This window comes from Streptomyces sp. FIT100 (assembly GCF_024584805.1).
Taxonomy (GTDB): domain Bacteria; phylum Actinomycetota; class Actinomycetes; order Streptomycetales; family Streptomycetaceae; genus Streptomyces.
Window position 1 is genome coordinate 3,431,757 of sequence record NZ_CP075715.1, and the last position, 18,011, is coordinate 3,449,767.

Sequence of the window (18,011 nt, forward strand, 5' to 3'; positions counted from 1 at the left end):
TGAACGTGCGATCACCGTCCGCATCAGTAAGACTCCCGAACGCAATCGCACCCGCACACATCTCCAAAGGAGATTCACTCATGCGTTACCTGCTCACCACACTCGGAGCGGCAGCCTCCACCGCTGCTCTGCTCCTGACCACGACGGGCTCGGCTCAGGCGGCGGCGCCCGCGGCGCAGCACGTCGGGCCGGCCGCGCTCTACGCCCCCTCGGCGCTGGTGCTCACGCTCGGCCACGGCGACGAGGCCGCGACGGCGACCGTCGAGCGAGCGGTGACCCTGAGCTGCACACCCGCGCCGGCCGGCAGCCACCCGTCGCCCGAGTCGGCGTGCCAGGAGCTGGCGGCGGTGGGCGGCCAGTTCGGCCTGCTCTCCAGAACGTCCGACAGCCCGTGCACCCGCCAGTGGGACCCGGTCACGATCACCGCGAACGGCGTCTGGAAGGGCAAGCAGGTCGGTTGGTCGGCCACGTACGGCAACGCGTGCGAGATGACGGCGAGCCTGACCGAGGGTGGCTCGGTCTTCGCCTTCTGAGTTCTCCTCGCCTCCCCGCGATGCGGCGGACCGGGCCGATGACGGCGGCCCGGTCCGCCGCGCTCATGCGGGCGGAACGCTCATACGGGCGGAACGGGGAGCGCGGAACCTCAGGAGGTCAGGACACCGTCCAGGAACGGCTCGATCGCGGCGCGCCAGGCTGCGGGCTGGTCGTAGTGGACGAGATGGCCCGCGTCCGCCACTTCCGCATACGCCCCGCGGGGCAGCACCCGGACCATCTCCTGGGCCTCCGCGCGGCCCAGCTCGCCGTCGAGGCCGCGGACGACGAGGGTGGGGCACTGGACCTGGGCGAGGGAGTCCCAGTGGGCGTCGTGGACCCAGGTCTCGCGCGAGACGAGCATCTGGCGGCGGGAGAAGACGGGCCGCCAGCCGTCCAGGCCCTCGGCCATCACCTCCGCGAAGAACTCGCCCCGCGCGGGATTCGGCCGCTCCACCCAGGGATCGTCCTCGCCGAACCACTTGCGGACGTCCGCGAGGGTCGCGAAGGGGACGGGCCAGGAGCGGAACCAGTCCTCCCACTCGCGCTGGGAGGCGGCGCCGAGCGCGGAGGCCCGCATGTCGCAGATGACCAGGGCCTGGACGAGGTCGGGACGCTCGGCTGCCAGCTGCCAGGCGGTGAGGGCGCCCATGGAGTGGCCGATGAGGATCACCGGGGCGAGGTCCAGCCGCTCGACCGCCGCCGCGGCGTCCGCGACATACGCCTCCCGTGTGAAGGACCCGTCCGCCGGCTTCTCGCTGCGGCCGTGGCCGCGCTGGTCGAGCGCGACCGCACGGTGCCGCTCGGCGAGCCAGCGAGCCGTGGAGGCCCAGTGGGAGGCGCGGCCCATCAGCCCATGGAGCAGTAAGACTCCCGGGGAACGGTCCGTGTCACTCCGCCCCTTCGGCGGGTCGGCGAACTCCCAGGCAGCGAGGCGTACGCCGGCCGCTCCTGTCACGTCGATGCGCCGCACCATGGTCCTGGCACCCCCTTCTGTCCTGCGGATCTCGCCACTCTCGGAAGCGATGGAGAAGTGATCGACAAGCGATCGAGTCACGCCAGACTATCGAACCTCTATTCGAAAATCGGGGCCACGCGCCCAAGACCCCTCGTTCGAGTGACCACACTCAAGGATTGACGGCCTCCGCCGAGGGGAGATCTTCTGCGGGAGGCGGGCCGCTCGGGGAAACCGGTCCGTGGGGAGTGACCCTGGGAGCTCGGGGCTCCGGGTCGCACAGGGGAGGACAGGCCCCGGTGCCCTTGGGCGCCGGGGCCCTCCATATGTCCGTACGGCATCGCCCACCCCCAGCCATATGCCTCAGCCACAGCGTGGCACGCGAATCGCCCGGGCGCTGCCATTCCGCACGGAAAGCGGATTCCACGCCCCTACGTGGCCGGAGTGGCACGGCTGCCTTCGTCGCCGGAGTGGCACGGCTGCTGCTCCGCGGGCTCCTCCTGCGGATCCACCAGGCTCCTGCCGCGGCTCACCGGGGTCCTGCCGCGGCTCACCGGGGTCCAGCCGCGGCTCACCGGGGTCCAGCCGCGGCTCACCGGGGTCCTGCCGCGGCTCGCCGGGGTCCAGCTGTGGTCCTGCCGCGGTCCGGACCACGGCCCGATCGCGGCCCGGAAAAGGCGCACGCCCGCACCGCGAGAGCGGTACGGGCGCGTCGGACTACGCCGGGGGAGGGCCGGGAACGGCTGCCGGAAGAGGCGGCTTCCCGGCCCGGCCTCAGCGCTTGGCCACGAACACATGGGAGGCGACATCCGCCTCCAGCTCCGCCGCCTCGCCGCTGCTGCCCACGAGCACCCCGCCCGCGGACTCCGTCACGCTCACGACCGAGCCCGGCTGCACGCCGGCCCGCCGCAGCGTGTACATCAGCTGGGCGTCGGTCTGGATCGGCTCACCGATGCGCCGGACGACGACCGTCTTGCCCTCCGTGCCCGCGTCGAGCTCGGCCAGACTCACCATGGAGTCGTCGAGGAACGGGTCGGCCTCCGCCTTCTCGCCCAGCTCCTCCAGGCCCGGGATCGGGTTCCCGTACGGAGACTCGGTCGGGTGGCGCAGCAGCTCCAGCACCCGCCGCTCGACGGCCTCGCTCATCACGTGCTCCCAGCGGCACGCCTCGGCGTGGACCTGCTCCCACTCCAGGCCGATCACGTCGACCAGGAGGCACTCGGCCAGCCGGTGCTTGCGCATCACGCGCGTCGCGAGCCGCCGGCCCTCCTCGGTGAGCTCCAGATGCCGGTCGCCCGCGACCGTCACCAGGCCGTCGCGCTCCATGCGCGCCACGGTCTGGCTGACCGTCGGACCGCTCTGGTCGAGCCGCTCCGCGATCCGGGCGCGCATGGGGACCACGCCTTCCTCTTCGAGCTCGAGGATGGTGCGGAGGTACATCTCCGTGGTGTCGATCAGTCCGGACATACGTGCCCCTCGATGCTGTGACATAAAGAATCGTGCGATGGCCCTGGCTCAATTCTGACGCATCGCACTGACAACCGGGCCCCACCGTGAGAAGCCCCGTACCGAGCCCGTATTGACAGAGCAATGGTCCAGACCGCACGGTGATCCGCGACACGACGAGAAGGGGGCCTCGGCAATGGGCGAGAACACGCTGGCGGGTCAGTTCTTCGATGCCGCGATCGGCCTGCTGGAGCGCGTACGCGACGAGGAGGCCGCCAGCATCGCGGCCGCCGGAACGGCCATCGCGGACACCGTCGCCGCGGGCGGCCGGCTCTTCGCCTTCGGCGCGGGCCATTCCTCGCTGGCCGCGCAGGAGGTCGTCTACCGCGCGGGCGGCCTGGCCCTGATGAACCTGCTCGCGGTACCCGGAGTCGTCGGCGTCGACGTCATGCCCGCCACGCTCGGCTCCGCGCTGGAGCGCGTGGACGGCCTCGCGAGCGCGGTCCTCGACACCAGCCCCGTCCGCTCCGGCGACCTGCTGATCATCGTCTCCCTCTCCGGCCGCAACGCGCTTCCCGTCGAGATGGCCATGAACGCGCGGGCCCTGGGCCTCACGGTGATCGGCGTGACGTCGGTCGCGTACGCCACGGGAGGTACCTCCTCGCGGCACGCCTCCGGCACGTACCTCAAGGACCACTGCGACATCGTCCTCGACTCCAAGATCGCGATCGGTGACGCGGAGCTTACGGCCGAGGGCGTCGCGGCCCCGTTCGCCCCGGCGTCGACGGTCGTCACCAGCGCGCTGATGCAGGCGACGATGGCGGCCGCGGTGGGCGAGCTGGCCGGACGGGGCATCGAGCCGCCGCTGCTGCGCTCCGGCAACGTCGACGGCGGCCACGAGTGGAACGGCCGGGTGATGTCGGAGTACGCGGACCGGATCTTCTACCGCCGCTGATCCCCGCTGCCGCGGGAGGGACCGGGCGTGCGGCCGAGCCCGCGCAGCCACGGCTCCGCGAACGCGGGCTCCTCGGCCATCAGGCTCCCGATCCGGTTCCGGGCCGCGCGCTCCCGCCCGTACCGTCACGAGCGCGACCGCCTCGGCACGTCCCGCCCGGTCCGCCGTGAGGGCACTGTTCGAGCCGTACACCTTCGGCAGCCGACGATCCCGAACCGGGTCTGGACGGCGCCCATGTGCCGGTACGGCGCCGAGGCGTCCGCCCCGGACGCGGGCGTCCCCAACGACTGGTACTTCGCCCCATACGCCGCCCGCGCGGCCGGCGGCACCGGACTGATCCCGGGCCCTCTCGTCGTGCTGCGCGACCGGGAGCGGCCGGGGAGTGGCCGTGTGCGACGACGGCACGTCACTCCTCGCCCCGCACCCCGGCCAGGTCCAGTGCCGCGGCCACGCGCGTCGCCACGCACTCCGCGTAGACGGCGTCGGGACGTTCGAAGGCCGGGCGGTTCGCGGCGCGCAGGAAGGTGAGAACGCCGAGGGTGCGGCCGCGGCTGCGCAGGACCGTGCACAGGGCGTGGACCGCGTCGCGCGGCCACTGGCGTTCGGCCGCCCATGCCGCGGGGCCGGCCGCGCCCGCCCTGCCGCCCGCGCTCGCACGGACCGCGCCGGTCCGGTCCATCGCCTGCAACGCCGGATGCCCCGGGGCGTAGCGCACCGGAATCCCCGCGCCCGCCACCCGCGCCACCGGGCCGAGCGCGCCCGAGGGAGTCGCCGCCGCGCGGACCAGCCGGTCCCCGCCCGGCGCGACCACATCGACCAGCGCATGGTCCGCGAAGCCCGCAAGGGCGAAGTCCACCTGCGCCGTCGCCGCCTCCATCGGATCCTCGCACTCGGCCGCTGCCCGCGCCGCCCGGTGAAGCTGGCTGAAGCGGAACCGCAACCGGTCCGCGTCCCGCTCCGCCAGCTTCTGCTCGGTCACGTCCTGGAACAGCCAGCCGACGCCCAGCGGCACGGGCTCCTCCGCGAGCGGCGACGCCAGGCGCAGGAATCCGCTGCGCCAGCAGCGCCTGCGCTCCCCCTCCTCCGCGCGCACCGCCACCCACAGATCGGCGAGCCCCTCGGGCGCGCCCTGCGCGAGCACATGGTGCAGCGCACCCTCCAGCTCCTCCGCGCCCTGCACGACCAGCTCGCCCAGCGGCCGGCCGAGCAGTGCCGTACGCCCGCCGGAGCCCAGCATCCGGGCCGCGTTCGCGTTGACGACCGCCGGGCGCAGATCGACGTCGACGAGGACGACACCCCACGAGGCGTCCTCGAACAGCGCCTCGCTCAGCGCGATCGAACGCTCCAGGTCGATCTGCGCGTGCACCTCGCTGAAGGCGCAGTACACCCCGGCGGGCTTCCCGTCCGCACCACGCACCCCGGCCGACTGCGTCCGTACGAGCACCCGCCCGCCGTCCTTGCGCAGCAGCGCGAACTCATGGACCTGCCGCCCCGGCACGTGCATCGCGCCCATCAGCCGTCCGTGCACCTCGTCCGCGTCCGCGGCCCGCACGGCCCAGCCCGCGAACCCGCGCCGGCCGACGGCCTCCTCCGGGGACCAGCCGAGGATCCGCTCGGCCTCCCGGTTCCAGTGCGTGATCACACCGCCCGCGTCGAACGCGCACAGCGCCGCGTCCATCCCGTCCAGCAACGCGGCCAGCAGATCCGACCCGGGCCCGTCCCGCTCCGGATCCCGGTCCCGCTCCCGGTTCGGCTCCGGCTCGTCGGGTCCGGGAGCATGGGCTGTCTCACTCCTGGACGCACTCATCCCGGCACCCCCTGCAGGACGTGTACTCACGTGCAGGCGCACGCTCCGCCATTCAACTGGAACGTGACGCAGGACACATGAATTTCCCGGAAATCGTTGCAGCTCAAAAAAGGGTTGAGCATGCCCGCGTAGGTTCCTAGTGTGTGACGCACGTGGAAAGGAGGTGGTTCGGAAGTGATTTCTTACCGGACGAGCGAGGTGGCTGCGGGCTGACGGCCCGTCGTCGCACTCTGTGCACCTCGGCAGGCCGTCTGCCGAAATCCAAGCAGTCACCGACCCGCGGGCTCGCCGGTACGTCCGGCCGGCTTCCTCTTCGGAGGAGACCTGAGCCCGCGGGTTTCTGCGTTTCTCGGAGGACCCGGGCTCACGCCCGGCCGAGGCTGCCGGTGCGCAGGGCGCGGGACTCCCCCATCCGCAGGACGCCCGCAGCGGCCGCGAGGAGCAGGGCGCTCAGGGCGGCGAGGGCGACGAGCCCGGCCGGGGCGGGGCCAGGTCGGTGAGGGTACGGGCCTCCAGGAGGGCACCGCGGACCACGAGCAGGCTGCCGGTGCTGTCGGGCACGGCACGCGGCTCGCGGCTGCGGCCGAAGCGGGCGGTGCTGGTGGTGGACCGGGGGGTGCTGGTGGTGGCCCGGAGCGCACGGTGCGGCATGTGCAGTTCCCGGTCACGGGCGTCCCGGCGGACGTGGAGACGGCGCTGGAGCAGGTGCGGGCGCTGGCCGGCGGGTCGCCCGCGGGGCCGGCGGGGCAGCGGTCCGCCTCGCCGAGAGGTCGGCGCCGTGCGGTCATAGCGCCGACCGCCGACCGGCCGGAGCGCCGGAGGTCAGGGCGCCAGGCGCTCGATTCGCCAACCCGTGGGCTCGTCCGCTGCGCGTACGTAGCGGAGCCGGTCGTGCAGCCGGTTCTCATGGCCCTGCCAGAACTCGACCGTCTCCGGGGTGACGCGGTAGCCGCCCCACTCCGGCGGGACCGGCACCTGCTCGCCCTCCGGGTAGCGGGCGGCGAGCTCCTCGTAACGGCCCGTCAGCTCCGCGCGGGAGGCGATCACGGAGGACTGGGGGCTGGCCCAGGCGCCGAGCTGGGAGCCGTGGGGGCGGGTGCGGAAGTACGCCGCCGTCTCGTCGCGGCCGACGCGGGCGGCCGTGCCGGTCACGATGATCTGGCGGGTCAGCGGGTGCCAGGGGAAGAGCAGCGAGATGTGGGGGTTGGCGTCGAGCTCGCGGCCCTTGCGTGAGGTGTAGTTCGTGTAGAAGACGAAGCCGCGGTGGTCGAAGTGCTTGAGCAGCACCGTGCGGGAGGACGGCCGGCCGTCGGGGGTCGCCGTGGAGACGATCATGGCGTTCGGCTCGTGCAGGTGGCCGGTCGCGGCGTCCTTGAACCAGTGGACGAACTGTTCCATCGGCTCGGGGGGCAGGTCCGCGTCGTCGAGCGGGGTCGAGCGGTAGTGCTCGCGCATGGCGGCGGGATCGAGGGCGTCGTCGGTCACGGGATCATCCTGCCCCAGGGCCCGGGGGGCCGGGGGCCGGGGACCACGCCCGTCCGGGGGCCGGAGTCTGCCCGGCACCGAGTGCCGTTAACCCTTCGGGACCGGATCGGCGCAGTGTGCCGGATGTCACGCTTCCCCGCATCAGTGGAACCGGCCAAAATCATGGGCTGGGCCGCTGTGGCCTCCCTACGACGCGGATGGGGTGACCACCCGCCGCTCGGGGCATCACCGGGGTGACCCACCCGGGCCGAAGCTTTTCTCGCACACATCATGAGGAGCCGCCTGATGTCCGATTTCGTACCCGGACTTGAGGGAGTCATCGCGTTCGAGACGGAGATCGCGGAACCCGACAAGGAAGGCGGCGCGCTCCGCTACCGCGGCGTCGACGTCGAGGATCTCGTCGGCCATGTCTCGTTCGGGAACGTGTGGGGCCTGCTGGTCGACGGGGCGTTCAACCCCGGGCTGCCGGCCGCCGAGCCGTTCCCGATCCCGGTCCACTCCGGTGACATCCGTGTCGACGTCCAGTCGGCGCTCGCCATGCTCGCGCCGGTGTGGGGCCTGAAACCGCTCCTTGACATCGACGAGGCGCAGGCCCGGGAGGACCTCGCACGGGCCGCCGTCATGGCGCTGTCGTACGTGGCACAGAGTGCCCGCGGGCAGGGGCTGCCGATGGTGCCGCAGCGCGAGATCGACAAGGCGCAGTCGGTCGTCGAGCGGTTCATGATCCGCTGGCGCGGCGAGCCGGACCCGAAGCACGTCAAGGCCGTTGACGCCTACTGGACGTCGGCCGCCGAGCACGGCATGAACGCCTCCACCTTCACCGCCCGGGTCATCGCCTCGACCGGTGCCGACGTCGCCGCCGCGCTCTCGGGTGCGGTCGGCGCCATGTCCGGCCCGCTGCACGGCGGTGCGCCGTCCCGTGTGCTCGGCATGATCGAGGAGATCGAGCGGACCGGCGACGCGACGGCGTACGTCAAGCAGGCGCTGGACAACGGCGAGCGTCTGATGGGCTTCGGCCACCGTGTGTACCGGGCCGAGGACCCGCGCGCCCGCGTCCTGCGGCGCACGGCGAAGGAGTTGGGCGCGCCGCGCTTCGAGGTGGCGGAGGCGCTGGAGAAGGCCGCGCTGGAGGAGCTGCACGCGCGCCGTCCTGACCGGGTCCTGGCGACCAACGTCGAGTTCTGGGCGGCGATCATGCTGGACTTCGCCGAGGTCCCTGCACACATGTTCACCTCGATGTTCACCTGCGCCCGCACGGCCGGCTGGTCGGCGCACATCCTGGAGCAGAAGCGCACCGGCCGTCTGGTGCGCCCCTCGGCCCGGTACGTCGGCCCGGGCAGCCGCGACCCGCGCGAGATCGAGGGCTACGCCGACATCGTCGGCTGAGTTCGGATCGTCGGGCCGCCCGCCCGCGCACTCCGCGTGGGGCGGGCGGCGCGCTGATCAGGAAACCAAGGCGGCGTCGAGGTAGTCCTGTACCGGCTCGAACAGTCCGTACGGCACGTACTGCGAGATCTCGCCATGAGCGACCCAAGCCAGTTCGGCCAATTCCTCGGTGTCAGCGACATGGGCGGTACCGCCCACCACCTCGCAAGCCGTGTACGACATCAGTCGCCCTGTCTTCGGGTGGACACGCTCGCCGAGCAGCTTCACGGCGGCCACGTCCAGGCCGGTCTCCTCCCGGGTTTCGCGCACGGCGGCGTCTTCGCGTGCCTCGTCGGGCTCGACTTCACCGGCCGGGAATTGCCAGGACAGCTGCCCTTCGTTGACCCGGCGGCGGACCATGAGCACACGCCCCTGTTGGACGACGATGGCCGCGGCGATGTCCGGTCGTTCCTCCGCGTTCTGCTGCGTCACGTCTGCTCCTCCAGGACTGCCAGGATGGGTGGAAAGATCGTATCGACGGGGATGAAGCGGGCTACCGCGTTTCTGGGAACCCACATGACGTCGACGTTCTCCACCGCGTCCGTGTTGGTTGCCTCCCCCGCCAGGTACTCGCAGAGGAAGTACTCGCACAGCACCCCCGTAACGGGATGCACGCGGTTGCCGACGTGCCGCCGGACCGCACAGTGGACACCTGTCTCATCCAGCGTTTCCCGCACTGTGATGGTCTCCCCCTTCGCGCCCGGCTTGATGACCCCGGCCGGGAACTGCCATGTGATTCCGGCAGCGTCGACGTCTCTTCGGCACACCAGCAGGACGTCGCTCTCGCGGATGACCACAGCGATGGCTACGCGGAGTGCCTGCGCGCCGACGGGCGCCTGCTCTATTGATGCCCGATCCCTCGTCATCATGAGCGCGAAACGCTGTCGTGCCGCGGCGGAAGCCTGTTCATGAGCGGTGTCGAGTAGCTGTTGCATCTCCCCGCGGGGCACCACGTTTTCGTCGGCGTGCCAGGCAGCCACAGTCCTCACCCCGATGCCCAATTTCGCGGCGAACTGCTCGTTGCTCAGACGTAGGGCGGACTGCAGTAGGCAGGCGTACCGACCGGTCCAGCGCTCGATCGCGTCCACGAACCTGTTCCTTCCTCACCGCCACTATCGGTACAGGAACCCGTGCACTGAAAGTGCACTCCCACCGCACTGGCGCTTCATGGTTGTACGGGGAAAGCCCCGGAAGAATCTCTGTCACCAGGGCCGAGGAATCGCCTGACACCGGCTGAGTCCCTGGAAGGCGTGTACGAGGCGCGGAGGCGCCGGATGACCACGAGGAGATCCTAAATGCGCGTCCCCGATGGATAGCAGTTAGAGGGAAGTTGGCCGAATCGGACCTCTCAGCTTGGCAGGGTGGGCCGTACGGCTTCGGGTGTTCATCAGTCCCGGCCGGTCCGCACGTCCGAACCGCACCGCTGACGCCGGTAACCTCAACGAATGATGGCTGATCCGCCGTCATGTTCGGTTGCCAGCAATGCGAAAGGGAGTCAATGGCCGAGGTTCAGGCACACACTGTCGAGCGCACGCTCGTCCTGCTCAAGCCCGATGCGCTGACGCGTGGCCTGGCAGGAAGAATCATCGCTCGATTCGAGGATGCTGCACTGAAGATCGTCGGTACGAAGATGAAGTGGATGGACGAGGAGTTCACGCGTCGTCACTACTTCGATTTGGAAGAACGGTTGGGTGCGGAGGTCTACAACGTCACCGCGACATTCATGCAGCAGGGACCGGTCGTTGCCCTGGTGCTGGAAGGCTTCGACGCCATCGCCACCGTCCGCAAGATCGTCGGTAGCACGTACCCCAACCAGGCTCCGGCAGGCACGGTGCGAGGCGACTTCTCTCACTACAGCGCGGCAGCCAGCATCGCCTCGGGCAAGGCAGTCGCAAACCTCGTGCACGCCTCCGGCAACGCCGAGGAGGCCAAGCAGGAGGTGGAGCTGTGGTTCGACAAGGACGAGCTACAGGACTACAAGACGCTGGCCGAGATCTACACGTACTAGCAGCGGGTCACTGCGTCACCACGGGGACACCCGGGCGTTGATCACCACTGGGGCACGACCGTCTGATCCGAGAGAGAACTATGACCAACCCGACCCGCTTGGCCTCCACCAACGAACTGGAGTCGATCTTCCAGCGTGAGCTGGCGACCGATCAGTGGGCGGCCACCGAGACCGCGTACGCCCTGGCCGTGCGCCATCGCGACCTGGGCGACTGGCCCACGGCGCGCGAGTGGGCCCAGCAGTGCCTGCGTCTACTGGAGGCCTTCCCCAGCGAGACGGAAGAGCAGGTCGCCACCGGCCGCACGTCGGTCGGAGGCGTCCAGCTCCCGACCTACCTGCACTCCGGAGTCGTCGGGGAGCGCTTCGGCACCCTCGGCTGACACTCGCCGACACACCGGGGTGGTGCGGCCGACACCCGCATCAGCCGCACCACCCCGCACTCGACCACCAATCCCATAGCGATCGCCCGACCGGACAGGCCCCCGCACGGCAGGGTCCGGCTGGCTTCGCCATGCCCGAAACGAGGAGAGGCAGCAGCCCCGTGGCCATCGAGATCGAGATGCGTGCCCGCTTCACCAAGGAGGTCCGCGACCAACTCGTCACCCGCCTGAAGGCGGACGGGGAGGACCTGGGCCTCGACGACAAGCACATCTACTTCTACGTGCTCCCCGACCAGCTACTGAAGGTCACCGACAACACCGCCGCCCGCACCGCCAAGATCACTCTCAAGGGGAGCAAGATCGGGCAGGGCGCAGCCTTCGCAGAGACCGAGTTCCCCATCGCCCCCGCCGACGTTCCCTCTGCGGTGAAAGTGTTCAACGCCCTCGGGTTCGAGACGGCGATGCACGAGGCGTTCAACTTCCGTCACAACTTCCGCTTCGACGAGATCGAGATCGCGGTCAAGTGGAGTGAGGTGTGGGGCTACCACGCCGAGTTCGAGGTCCTACTGGAGGACGGCGCCTCGGACGCCGCCCGTGCCCAAGCCGAAGGCAGGATCACCGACGTCGCCACGGCACTCGGGGTGACCTTGATGACGGAACAGGAGCTGGCTGACTTCACGGCCGCCTTCGACACCGCAGAGAGGGAGCGCAAGGAGCGCGAACAGCAGGCCGCGCCGATCCGGTAGGCAAACATCACCGCGGAGACCACCGAGGGGGTGGGCACGAAATGAGCACGACCCCATTGACCGCAAGTCTTTTCGACCTGGCTGCCCGAGGGCAGCTCCCGCTCCACCAGCACATGGACCACGCCACCATCGCATGGGTCAGCGACAACCGGCCCGACCTCCCGCCGACGCCGACGCCGCCCTTGCGCCCGCACTCGAAGGAGCTCCTCGCACACAGCGGGCTGTCCACCCGGTGGTGGGCCGACCCCCGCCTGTACACGTCACTCCACGGCGTCCGGCACGCCATGAGGACGGCGGCACTAGCCGCCGTCCTCGCCGAGGCAAACGGCCTCGACGACGCCGACACCGCCACAGTGATCCTCGCCGCCGCCATACACGACTGCCAGCGTCGCCACGACAAGGACGACCGCGGGCACGGTGCCCGCGCAGCCGTCTGGCTCGCCGCGAACGCCGACGCCGTCTGGGGCCACTTCGGCCTCACCGCCGCACCGCGGCGCATCGTGCAGGCGGCCACGGCCGTCCGACTGCACGACATCCCGTACGAGGCGTTCACCGGCGCCGACAAGTCCGACCACGCCCGGGCCCAGCGCATAACCGACGTGGTCAAGGCGGCCGACGCCCTGGACCGCTACCGCCTGCCGAAACTGAAGTGGTGGCCGGACGCCCAGTACGTCCGCGAACCCGCCTTCGACCAGTTGCGCGGCCTCGCCTTCGACCTGGTCCTGGTCTCCGAGCGGGCCTACCTCGGCGGGGCCAGCGGCACCGCGGCCGTTCGCTACGCGCTCGCCGAGAAGGGCCTCCTCTGACCATGGACTTCATCGACGCCTACCATCTGTGGGCCGACGCCCACGCGTTCTTCGACTCCGCTCTCATCCCCGGTCCTGCCGACCACACCGACCCCCTCGCGGCCCAGGTCGCGGGCTGGGACAAACGGCTCTCCGAGGAGACCCCGAACGGTCACCTCCTGCGGGAGAACGCCCTCTTCGAGGCCCTGAGCGGCAGCGGCAAGCTGCACCTGTTGCACGTCACCCACGCCCTGGAGGAAATCAGCCGGCAGGGAGTGCTCTACCCGTCGGGCGGCTGCCTCGTCGGGAGCATCTACTGCGCGCCGCTCACCGCGACCAACCAGGGCTTCCGCATGCACAACCTGGGCTCCTACGTCCTGACCAAGGAAGCACCGGCCTTCCTGGCCAATCTCGGGGTCACCGATCGCGTTCCCACGCCGCTGATCTTCGAGATCCACACTCCACCGCAGGCGTACCGTGGGCTTGCCGGCGTGGACTACCTGCGGCTCGGCCTCATCCACCTGAAGATCTACAGCCACCTCGAATACCTGCTGAGCAAGAACGAGCGGCACCAGCTGCGCGAGACCGTCGTCAGCCGGGTCAAGAACTCGGCCGCGTTCCTCGCCACCGCTGCCGCTGTCGCCTACCAGCGCACCCAGGTCGACGCCGAGCCGTTCCTGAAGCTGCTCGACGAGACGATCCCTCGCCTGCCGATCCTCGGCTACCTGTACTTCGAGGTGGTTGCCGAGTACCTGATGCTCCACTCGAGCTCCCACCACACCCGGCGCCTGGCCGAGCTCGGCGAATTGAACAACTGGCTGTACAAGGAGATGCTCTTCGCCTCCTTCCCCGCCATGGCCGGCAAGTTCGACCTCGCGAGGTTCCGCCCCCGCCCGAAGCAGTTGGCCGCGCTTATGCGCCGAGTCGACCCGACCATCGACACCATCCACGCGAGCGCCTACCTGGTCGAGCGGATCAGCTACCTTGTCGCCGCCCGCCTCTTCGCGCACGGCGACGCCCCCGAAGCCTGGCACCACACGCACTGGGAGTTCGACTCCCTGGCCGCCCAGCTCGGACCGCTCCTCGGCCACCTGATCCACCGGGAACTGCGCACCTTCGGCCGCTACCCCGACTTCTACTTCTACTTCGACCAGCACAAGGCACTGCAAGCCTGGAACTACTGGAACCACATGGACATCGTCGCCCCGTTCAACGGCACGATGCCCAAGGGCGAGATCGGCATCAACCCGGCCTACCCCAACCTCGACTACCGCGTATGGCGCGCTGAGCAGGACGATGCCGACCACCTCCACCCGGCCGAAGAACTCACGCTGACCATCGCCCCGCGTCTGGTGGACATCAAGTACACCCTGATGCGCAACAACCAGTGGATCGCCCCCGCGCCCAGCGTCGCCTGATTACCGCCGCCGCCGCGGCCCACCCCACCCCCGAGCAACCTCACACGCAGGAGATTCGTGATGAGTTCCTCCGGCATGCCCTCCGTCGACATCCTCGGCAAGCAGATCGCCTCCGTCCTGGCCGACCCGGCCATCACCCACGGCCTGGCCCGCACCCTCAGGGCCGCGGCCAGGGAGATCGAACTCCAGCGCAGCCACCGCACCAGCCGACGCTCATGGCCCAACGGCCGGATCAACGGCAAACCCACCAAGATCCAGATCGGCGGCGGCGCCCACCGCATCGACGGATTCTTCAACATCGACCTCGTCCCGCCTGCCGACCTGCTCTGGGACATCCGCGAGGGCGTCCCCCTCCAGAGCGACAGCGCGAACCAGATCTTCTCCGAGCACTTCCTGGAGCACATCGACTACCCGCGCTCAGCCAAGCACTTCGTCCACGAGGCCCATCGCGTCCTCGTACCGGGCGGCCGGATCATCACCGGCGTCCCTGACGCCGCTTTCGCCCTGAGTCACTACCCCGGCCCCCTGGACTCGTCCGACGAGACAATCGAGCGCTGGTACACCAAGCGCGACTGTCGTGGTGACATCAACACGCGGCTCGACCTCGTCAACCTCGTCTTCCGCGACCAGGACGACGACCCGACGTACACCCCGCACCTGTGGGCCTATGACCACGAGAAGCTCGACCAGCTCTTCACCGAGGCCGGCTTCAACACTGTCGAGCCCTGTACGTTCGACCCCACCATCGCCAACCCGAAGCGCCGCTGGGGCAGCGTCTACGTCGTCGCCACGAAGTAGCCGCACAAGCAACCCGCGAGTCAGGAACGCCTCGTCCCCAACTCCTCCGGACTCACGGGCCTCCACTTACGCCAGGGCGCCACGCATCCGCCCGGCCACGCCGCCGAGGTAGCCACCCGCATGAACCAGATCCCACAGTCGATCAGCGAACTGACGCTCGTCGCCACACCCAGCGCCGTCGCCTGGGCTCGGCGCCATACCGTCAACGTCCTCAGGCGTTGGCGCTTCTCTGCCGAGGCCATCGAAGTCGCCCGACTCCTCGTATCGGGATTGACCACCAACGCCATCCAGCACACCAAATTGACTGAGACATCTGAAACAGCCGCCGTTGAATCCGCCCGCCCCGGCACGATCGTTCTCAGCCTCTGGCCCACCGACGGCGGCATCGTGCTCGCGGTTAGCGATCCGGACCCCCGACCGCCGTTAGCCCGCACCGACGATGCCAGCGCCACCGGGGGCCGTGGACTCATCCTCGTCCAGGCGATGGCGAGTCGCTGGGGCTACTACCAGCCGGGACGCCGAGCAGGAAAGGTCGTCTGGGCGGAGGTTCTCGCTCATCCCAGCGCCGCGGTCGGCGAGTCAGGCGCTGGCCATCCCCAGTCAGTCCGTGTGATCATCAGGCGTGTTCTGACGGGTCTGCGCGAGCTCTAGCTCGGTCTCATTCAGCCCAGCGCTTCGTCCAGCAGCCGCCCCCACAGCGCCACCACCCGCCCGCGCCGCATCCCGTCGTCCGTCAGCAGGTTCGCCAGCCCGAGGCCCCGGGCCATGTCGAGCAGGCCCTGGACGGTCTCCCGCACCCCCGGCATGGACTCGTCCGCGCCGAGCAGTTCGACGGCTATCCGGTGGGTCTCGCGGCCGACGCGGGTTTCCAGTTCGGTGACCCGGGCGCGCAGCTGATCCGCGTGGGGGGCGTTGGACGCCGCGACCCACAGGTGCAGCGCGGCGCGGAAGAGCGGGCCGGTGTAGAGGTCGACCAGGGCTTCGACCACGGCCGCGCGGCTCTGCACCGGCAGGGCGCGCAGGGCGGAGGAGCGTTCTTCCGCGACGTATTCGACGGCGGCCGTGAAGAGGTCCTCCCTGGTCGGGAAGTGGTGCTGTGCCGCGCCCCGTGAGACCCCGGCCCGCTCGGCGACCACCGAGACGGTCGAGCCCGCCCAGCCGTGTTCGGCGAGGCAGGCCACCGCGGCCTCCAGGAGCCGCTGCCGGGTGGCCCGGCTGCGGTCCTGCTTCGGGGCGGTCACAACAGCCATGCAGGATCCCGTCGTTCGAGGAAGGCGGTCATCCCCTCGCGCGCCTCCGCCGAGGCGAAGAGCGACGCCGAGCGCTGTACGAGATCCTCCGCGTCGCGGTCGAAGGTCTCCCGCACCCTAGCCGTGAGCAGCTGTTTCGTCGCGTCCAGGGCCACCGGGGAGGCCCTGCGCAGGCCGTCGAGCACGGGCGCGAGCGCCGTGTCCACATCGTCCGCGACGGTGGTCAGAAGTCCGATGCGGGCCGCCTCCGCCGCGTCGAAGCGCTCTCCGCCCAGGTAGTAGCGGGCCGCCGCGCGCGGCTCCAGGCGGGGCAGCAGCGGCAGTGAGATGACGGCGGGGGCGACCCCGATCCGCACCTCCGTGAAGGCGAAGTCCGAGTCCGCCGACGCGGCGGCGATGTCGCAGGCGCCGACGAGCCCGATGCCTCCGGCCCGCACCCGGCCCGCGATCCGGGCCACCACCGGCTTGGGCAGCTCGACGATCTGCCGCAGCAGTGCGACGAACGTGTACGGGTTCGGCGGCTCCTTCAGGTCGGCGCCCGCGCTGAAGGTGCCTCCGGTGTGGGTCAGGACCACGGCCCGTACGGCCGGGTCCTTCGTGCAGGTGGTCAGCGCGTCGGCCAGCTCGCCGACGAGCCGCGCCGAGAGGGCGTTGCGGTTCGCCGGCGAGTCCAGCGTCAGGGTGGTGACGCCCCGCTCGGACGCCGTGCCGATCAGGCTCACGCGTTCTCCCTTTCGCAGTCGCGTAGTTCGCGGCGGAGGAAGCCCTTGTACTTGTTGGCACCCACCACTCCTCCAAGGGGGTGGAGCCCTTCCCTCACGGGTTAGGTTTTCTGCTTCGCTGACGACTGCCTCTCAGGAGTGCTCCGTTGAGGTCTTACACCGTCTCCACAGACTGTCACCGCCAGCCCGGCGGCCAGAATGTTCTTTGCTGCGTTCACGTCGCGGTCGTGGACTGCTCCGCAGTCGCACGTCCACTCGCGAACGTTCAGCGGGAGGCTGTCCCGGATGGTGCCGCACGCGGAGCACAGCTTGGAGGAAGGGAACCAGTGGTCGATGGCCACCAGTGTCCGCCCGTACCAGGCGCACTTGTACTCCAGCATGGAGCGCAACTCGGTCCAGCTCGCGTCCGAGATGGCGCGGGCCAGACTGCCGTTCTTCAGCATGTTCCGAACGGTCAGGTCCTCGATCACGATCGTTTGGTTCTCACGAACGAGCCGAGTGGTCAGCTTGTGCAGGAAATCGCGGCGGCGGTCAGCGATCCGCGCGTGGACACGGGCGACCTTGCGCCGTGCCTTCTCCCCGTTTGCCGATCCCTTCTCCTTGCGGGACAGTTTCCGCTGTGCGCGGGCAAGTCGGGCCCGGTCCCGGCGTTCATGCCGGGGGTTGGCGACCTTCTCCCCAGTGGAGAGAGTCACGAGCGAGGTCACACCCACGTCGATCCCTACCGTCTGACCAGCGGCCGGAAGCGGTTTCACAGACTCGTCCTCGCATAGCATCGAGACGAACCAACGCCCAGCGCTGTCCTGCGACACGGTGACCGTGGTTGGCTCGACCCCCTCAGGCAGAGGCCGGGACCACACGATCTCCAGCGGCTCCGCCATCTTGGCCAGCGTGAGCTTCCCGTCCAGGTGCTTGAACGCGGAGCGGGTGTACTCCGCCGAGCGCCGGGTCCTCTTCTTCGACTTGTAGCGGGGGTACTTCGCACGGCCCTCGAAGAAACTGGAGAACGCCCCTTGCAGGTGCCGCAATGCCTGCTGCAACGGCACCGACGAAACCTCGGAGAGGAACGCCAGTTCCGGTGTCTTCTTCCATTCCGTGAGCATCGCGGAGGTGGCGTTGTAGTTCACCCGCTCCTGCCGTTGGAACCACGCCACAGTGCGGGCCTCCAGCGCCAGGTTATAGACCTTCCGCACACAACCGAACGTACGCAGCAGCTCGACCGCCTGTGCATCCGTCGGGTGAAAGCGGTACTTGAAAGCCCGCTTTACATGCCCGGTCCTCATGCCTCACAAACTATCGT

At 69.9% G+C, this 18,011-nt stretch carries 21 protein-coding genes and 1 pseudogene; 11 read left to right on the forward strand and 11 right to left on the reverse strand.

The window, feature by feature from the left end:
- Positions 1-80 precede the first annotated feature (80 nt).
- Positions 81-533, forward strand: coding sequence for a subtilase-type protease inhibitor (locus KK483_RS15050; protein ID WP_262005745.1), 453 nt, complete (start codon positions 81-83; stop codon positions 531-533).
- A 110-nt stretch (positions 534-643) separates the two neighbouring features.
- Here the strand turns inward: KK483_RS15050 and KK483_RS15055 are convergent, their stop codons facing one another.
- The 3 genes from KK483_RS15055 to KK483_RS15065 all read right to left on the reverse strand — a co-directional run bounded on the left by KK483_RS15055 (position 644) and on the right by KK483_RS15065 (position 2,953).
- A complete protein-coding gene (locus KK483_RS15055; RefSeq protein WP_262009506.1) occupies positions 644-1,507 on the reverse strand; it encodes an alpha/beta fold hydrolase in 864 nt (287 codons plus the stop codon).
- A gap of 410 nt (positions 1,508-1,917) precedes the next feature.
- The gene (locus KK483_RS15060; protein ID WP_262005746.1) at positions 1,918-2,169 is read right to left on the reverse strand and encodes a hypothetical protein; all 252 of its coding nucleotides are present in this window, start codon (positions 2,167-2,169) and stop codon (positions 1,918-1,920) included.
- A 91-nt stretch (positions 2,170-2,260) separates the two neighbouring features.
- Positions 2,261-2,953: a metal-dependent transcriptional regulator gene (locus tag KK483_RS15065; protein WP_242337910.1), complete on the reverse strand. Its 693-nt coding sequence runs from the start codon at positions 2,951-2,953 to the stop codon at positions 2,261-2,263.
- Between the two features lie 175 nt (positions 2,954-3,128).
- Here KK483_RS15065 and KK483_RS15070 point away from each other — a divergent pair, with 175 nt between their 5' ends.
- Both KK483_RS15070 and KK483_RS15075 read left to right on the forward strand, forming a co-directional pair.
- Positions 3,129-3,887 carry an SIS domain-containing protein gene (locus KK483_RS15070; RefSeq protein WP_262005747.1) on the forward strand — a complete coding sequence of 253 codons (759 nt, stop codon included), beginning with the start codon at positions 3,129-3,131 and terminating at the stop codon, positions 3,885-3,887.
- Positions 3,888-4,053: 166 nt separating this feature from the next.
- Positions 4,054-4,226, forward strand: a pseudogene (locus KK483_RS15075) (NADH:flavin oxidoreductase/NADH oxidase); the annotation flags it as partial.
- 67 nt (positions 4,227-4,293) lie between these two features.
- Here KK483_RS15075 and KK483_RS15080 read toward each other — a convergent pair.
- The 3 genes from KK483_RS15080 to pdxH form a co-directional block, all read right to left on the reverse strand.
- Positions 4,294-5,694: a PAS domain-containing protein gene (locus KK483_RS15080; protein WP_262005748.1), complete on the reverse strand. Its 1,401-nt coding sequence runs from the start codon at positions 5,692-5,694 to the stop codon at positions 4,294-4,296.
- A gap of 450 nt (positions 5,695-6,144) precedes the next feature.
- Positions 6,145-6,345, reverse strand: a complete 201-nt coding sequence (locus KK483_RS15085; RefSeq protein ID WP_262005749.1) for a hypothetical protein — start codon at positions 6,343-6,345, stop codon at positions 6,145-6,147.
- Positions 6,346-6,516: 171 nt separating this feature from the next.
- Positions 6,517-7,149: a pyridoxamine 5'-phosphate oxidase gene (pdxH, locus tag KK483_RS15090; protein ID WP_262009508.1), complete on the reverse strand. Its 633-nt coding sequence runs from the start codon at positions 7,147-7,149 to the stop codon at positions 6,517-6,519.
- A gap of 315 nt (positions 7,150-7,464) precedes the next feature.
- Here pdxH and KK483_RS15095 point away from each other — a divergent pair, with 315 nt between their 5' ends.
- Positions 7,465-8,565, forward strand: coding sequence for a citrate synthase 2 (locus KK483_RS15095; RefSeq protein WP_262005750.1), 1,101 nt, complete (start codon positions 7,465-7,467; stop codon positions 8,563-8,565).
- A 57-nt stretch (positions 8,566-8,622) separates the two neighbouring features.
- Here KK483_RS15095 and KK483_RS15100 read toward each other — a convergent pair whose 3' ends face one another.
- The gene (locus tag KK483_RS15100; RefSeq protein WP_262005751.1) at positions 8,623-9,036 is read right to left on the reverse strand and encodes an NUDIX hydrolase; all 414 of its coding nucleotides are present in this window, start codon (positions 9,034-9,036) and stop codon (positions 8,623-8,625) included.
- A complete protein-coding gene (locus KK483_RS15105) occupies positions 9,033-9,692 on the reverse strand; it encodes an NUDIX hydrolase (RefSeq protein ID WP_262005752.1) in 660 nt (219 codons plus the stop codon). Before KK483_RS15105 ends, KK483_RS15100 begins: the two co-directional genes overlap by 4 nt.
- Positions 9,693-10,102: 410 nt before the next feature.
- On the opposite strand from KK483_RS15105, the gene KK483_RS15110 reads away from it, so the two are divergent.
- The 7 genes from KK483_RS15110 (at position 10,103) to KK483_RS15140 (ending at position 15,390) form a co-directional block, all read left to right on the forward strand.
- Entirely contained in the window at positions 10,103-10,612 is a 510-nt protein-coding gene (locus KK483_RS15110; RefSeq protein ID WP_262005753.1) for a nucleoside-diphosphate kinase, read from the forward strand.
- 80 nt (positions 10,613-10,692) lie between these two features.
- The gene (locus KK483_RS15115; RefSeq protein ID WP_262005754.1) at positions 10,693-10,992 is read left to right on the forward strand and encodes a hypothetical protein; all 300 of its coding nucleotides are present in this window, start codon (positions 10,693-10,695) and stop codon (positions 10,990-10,992) included.
- A gap of 161 nt (positions 10,993-11,153) precedes the next feature.
- Entirely contained in the window at positions 11,154-11,738 is a 585-nt protein-coding gene (locus KK483_RS15120; protein WP_262005755.1) for a hypothetical protein, read from the forward strand.
- A gap of 41 nt (positions 11,739-11,779) precedes the next feature.
- Positions 11,780-12,544: a hypothetical protein gene (locus tag KK483_RS15125; RefSeq protein WP_262005756.1), complete on the forward strand. Its 765-nt coding sequence runs from the start codon at positions 11,780-11,782 to the stop codon at positions 12,542-12,544.
- Positions 12,545-12,546: 2 nt separating this feature from the next.
- A complete protein-coding gene (locus KK483_RS15130; RefSeq protein ID WP_262005757.1) occupies positions 12,547-13,941 on the forward strand; it encodes a hypothetical protein in 1,395 nt (464 codons plus the stop codon).
- 60 nt (positions 13,942-14,001) lie between these two features.
- Positions 14,002-14,739, forward strand: coding sequence for a methyltransferase domain-containing protein (locus KK483_RS15135; protein WP_262005758.1), 738 nt, complete (start codon positions 14,002-14,004; stop codon positions 14,737-14,739).
- Between the two features lie 120 nt (positions 14,740-14,859).
- Positions 14,860-15,390, forward strand: coding sequence for an ATP-binding protein (locus KK483_RS15140; protein WP_262005759.1), 531 nt, complete (start codon positions 14,860-14,862; stop codon positions 15,388-15,390).
- 11 nt (positions 15,391-15,401) lie between these two features.
- Here the strand turns inward: KK483_RS15140 and KK483_RS15145 are convergent, their stop codons facing one another.
- The 3 genes from KK483_RS15145 to KK483_RS15155 form a co-directional block, all read right to left on the reverse strand.
- Positions 15,402-15,989 carry a TetR/AcrR family transcriptional regulator gene (locus KK483_RS15145; RefSeq protein ID WP_262005760.1) on the reverse strand — a complete coding sequence of 196 codons (588 nt, stop codon included), beginning with the start codon at positions 15,987-15,989 and terminating at the stop codon, positions 15,402-15,404.
- Positions 15,977-16,711: an enoyl-CoA hydratase family protein gene (locus KK483_RS15150; RefSeq protein ID WP_262005761.1), complete on the reverse strand. Its 735-nt coding sequence runs from the start codon at positions 16,709-16,711 to the stop codon at positions 15,977-15,979. The genes KK483_RS15145 and KK483_RS15150 overlap by 13 nt, the downstream gene beginning before the upstream one ends.
- Before the next feature lie 101 nt (positions 16,712-16,812).
- Positions 16,813-17,994 carry a transposase gene (locus KK483_RS15155; RefSeq protein WP_262005762.1) on the reverse strand — a complete coding sequence of 394 codons (1,182 nt, stop codon included), beginning with the start codon at positions 17,992-17,994 and terminating at the stop codon, positions 16,813-16,815.
- Between the last annotated feature and the right edge of the window lie 17 nt (positions 17,995-18,011).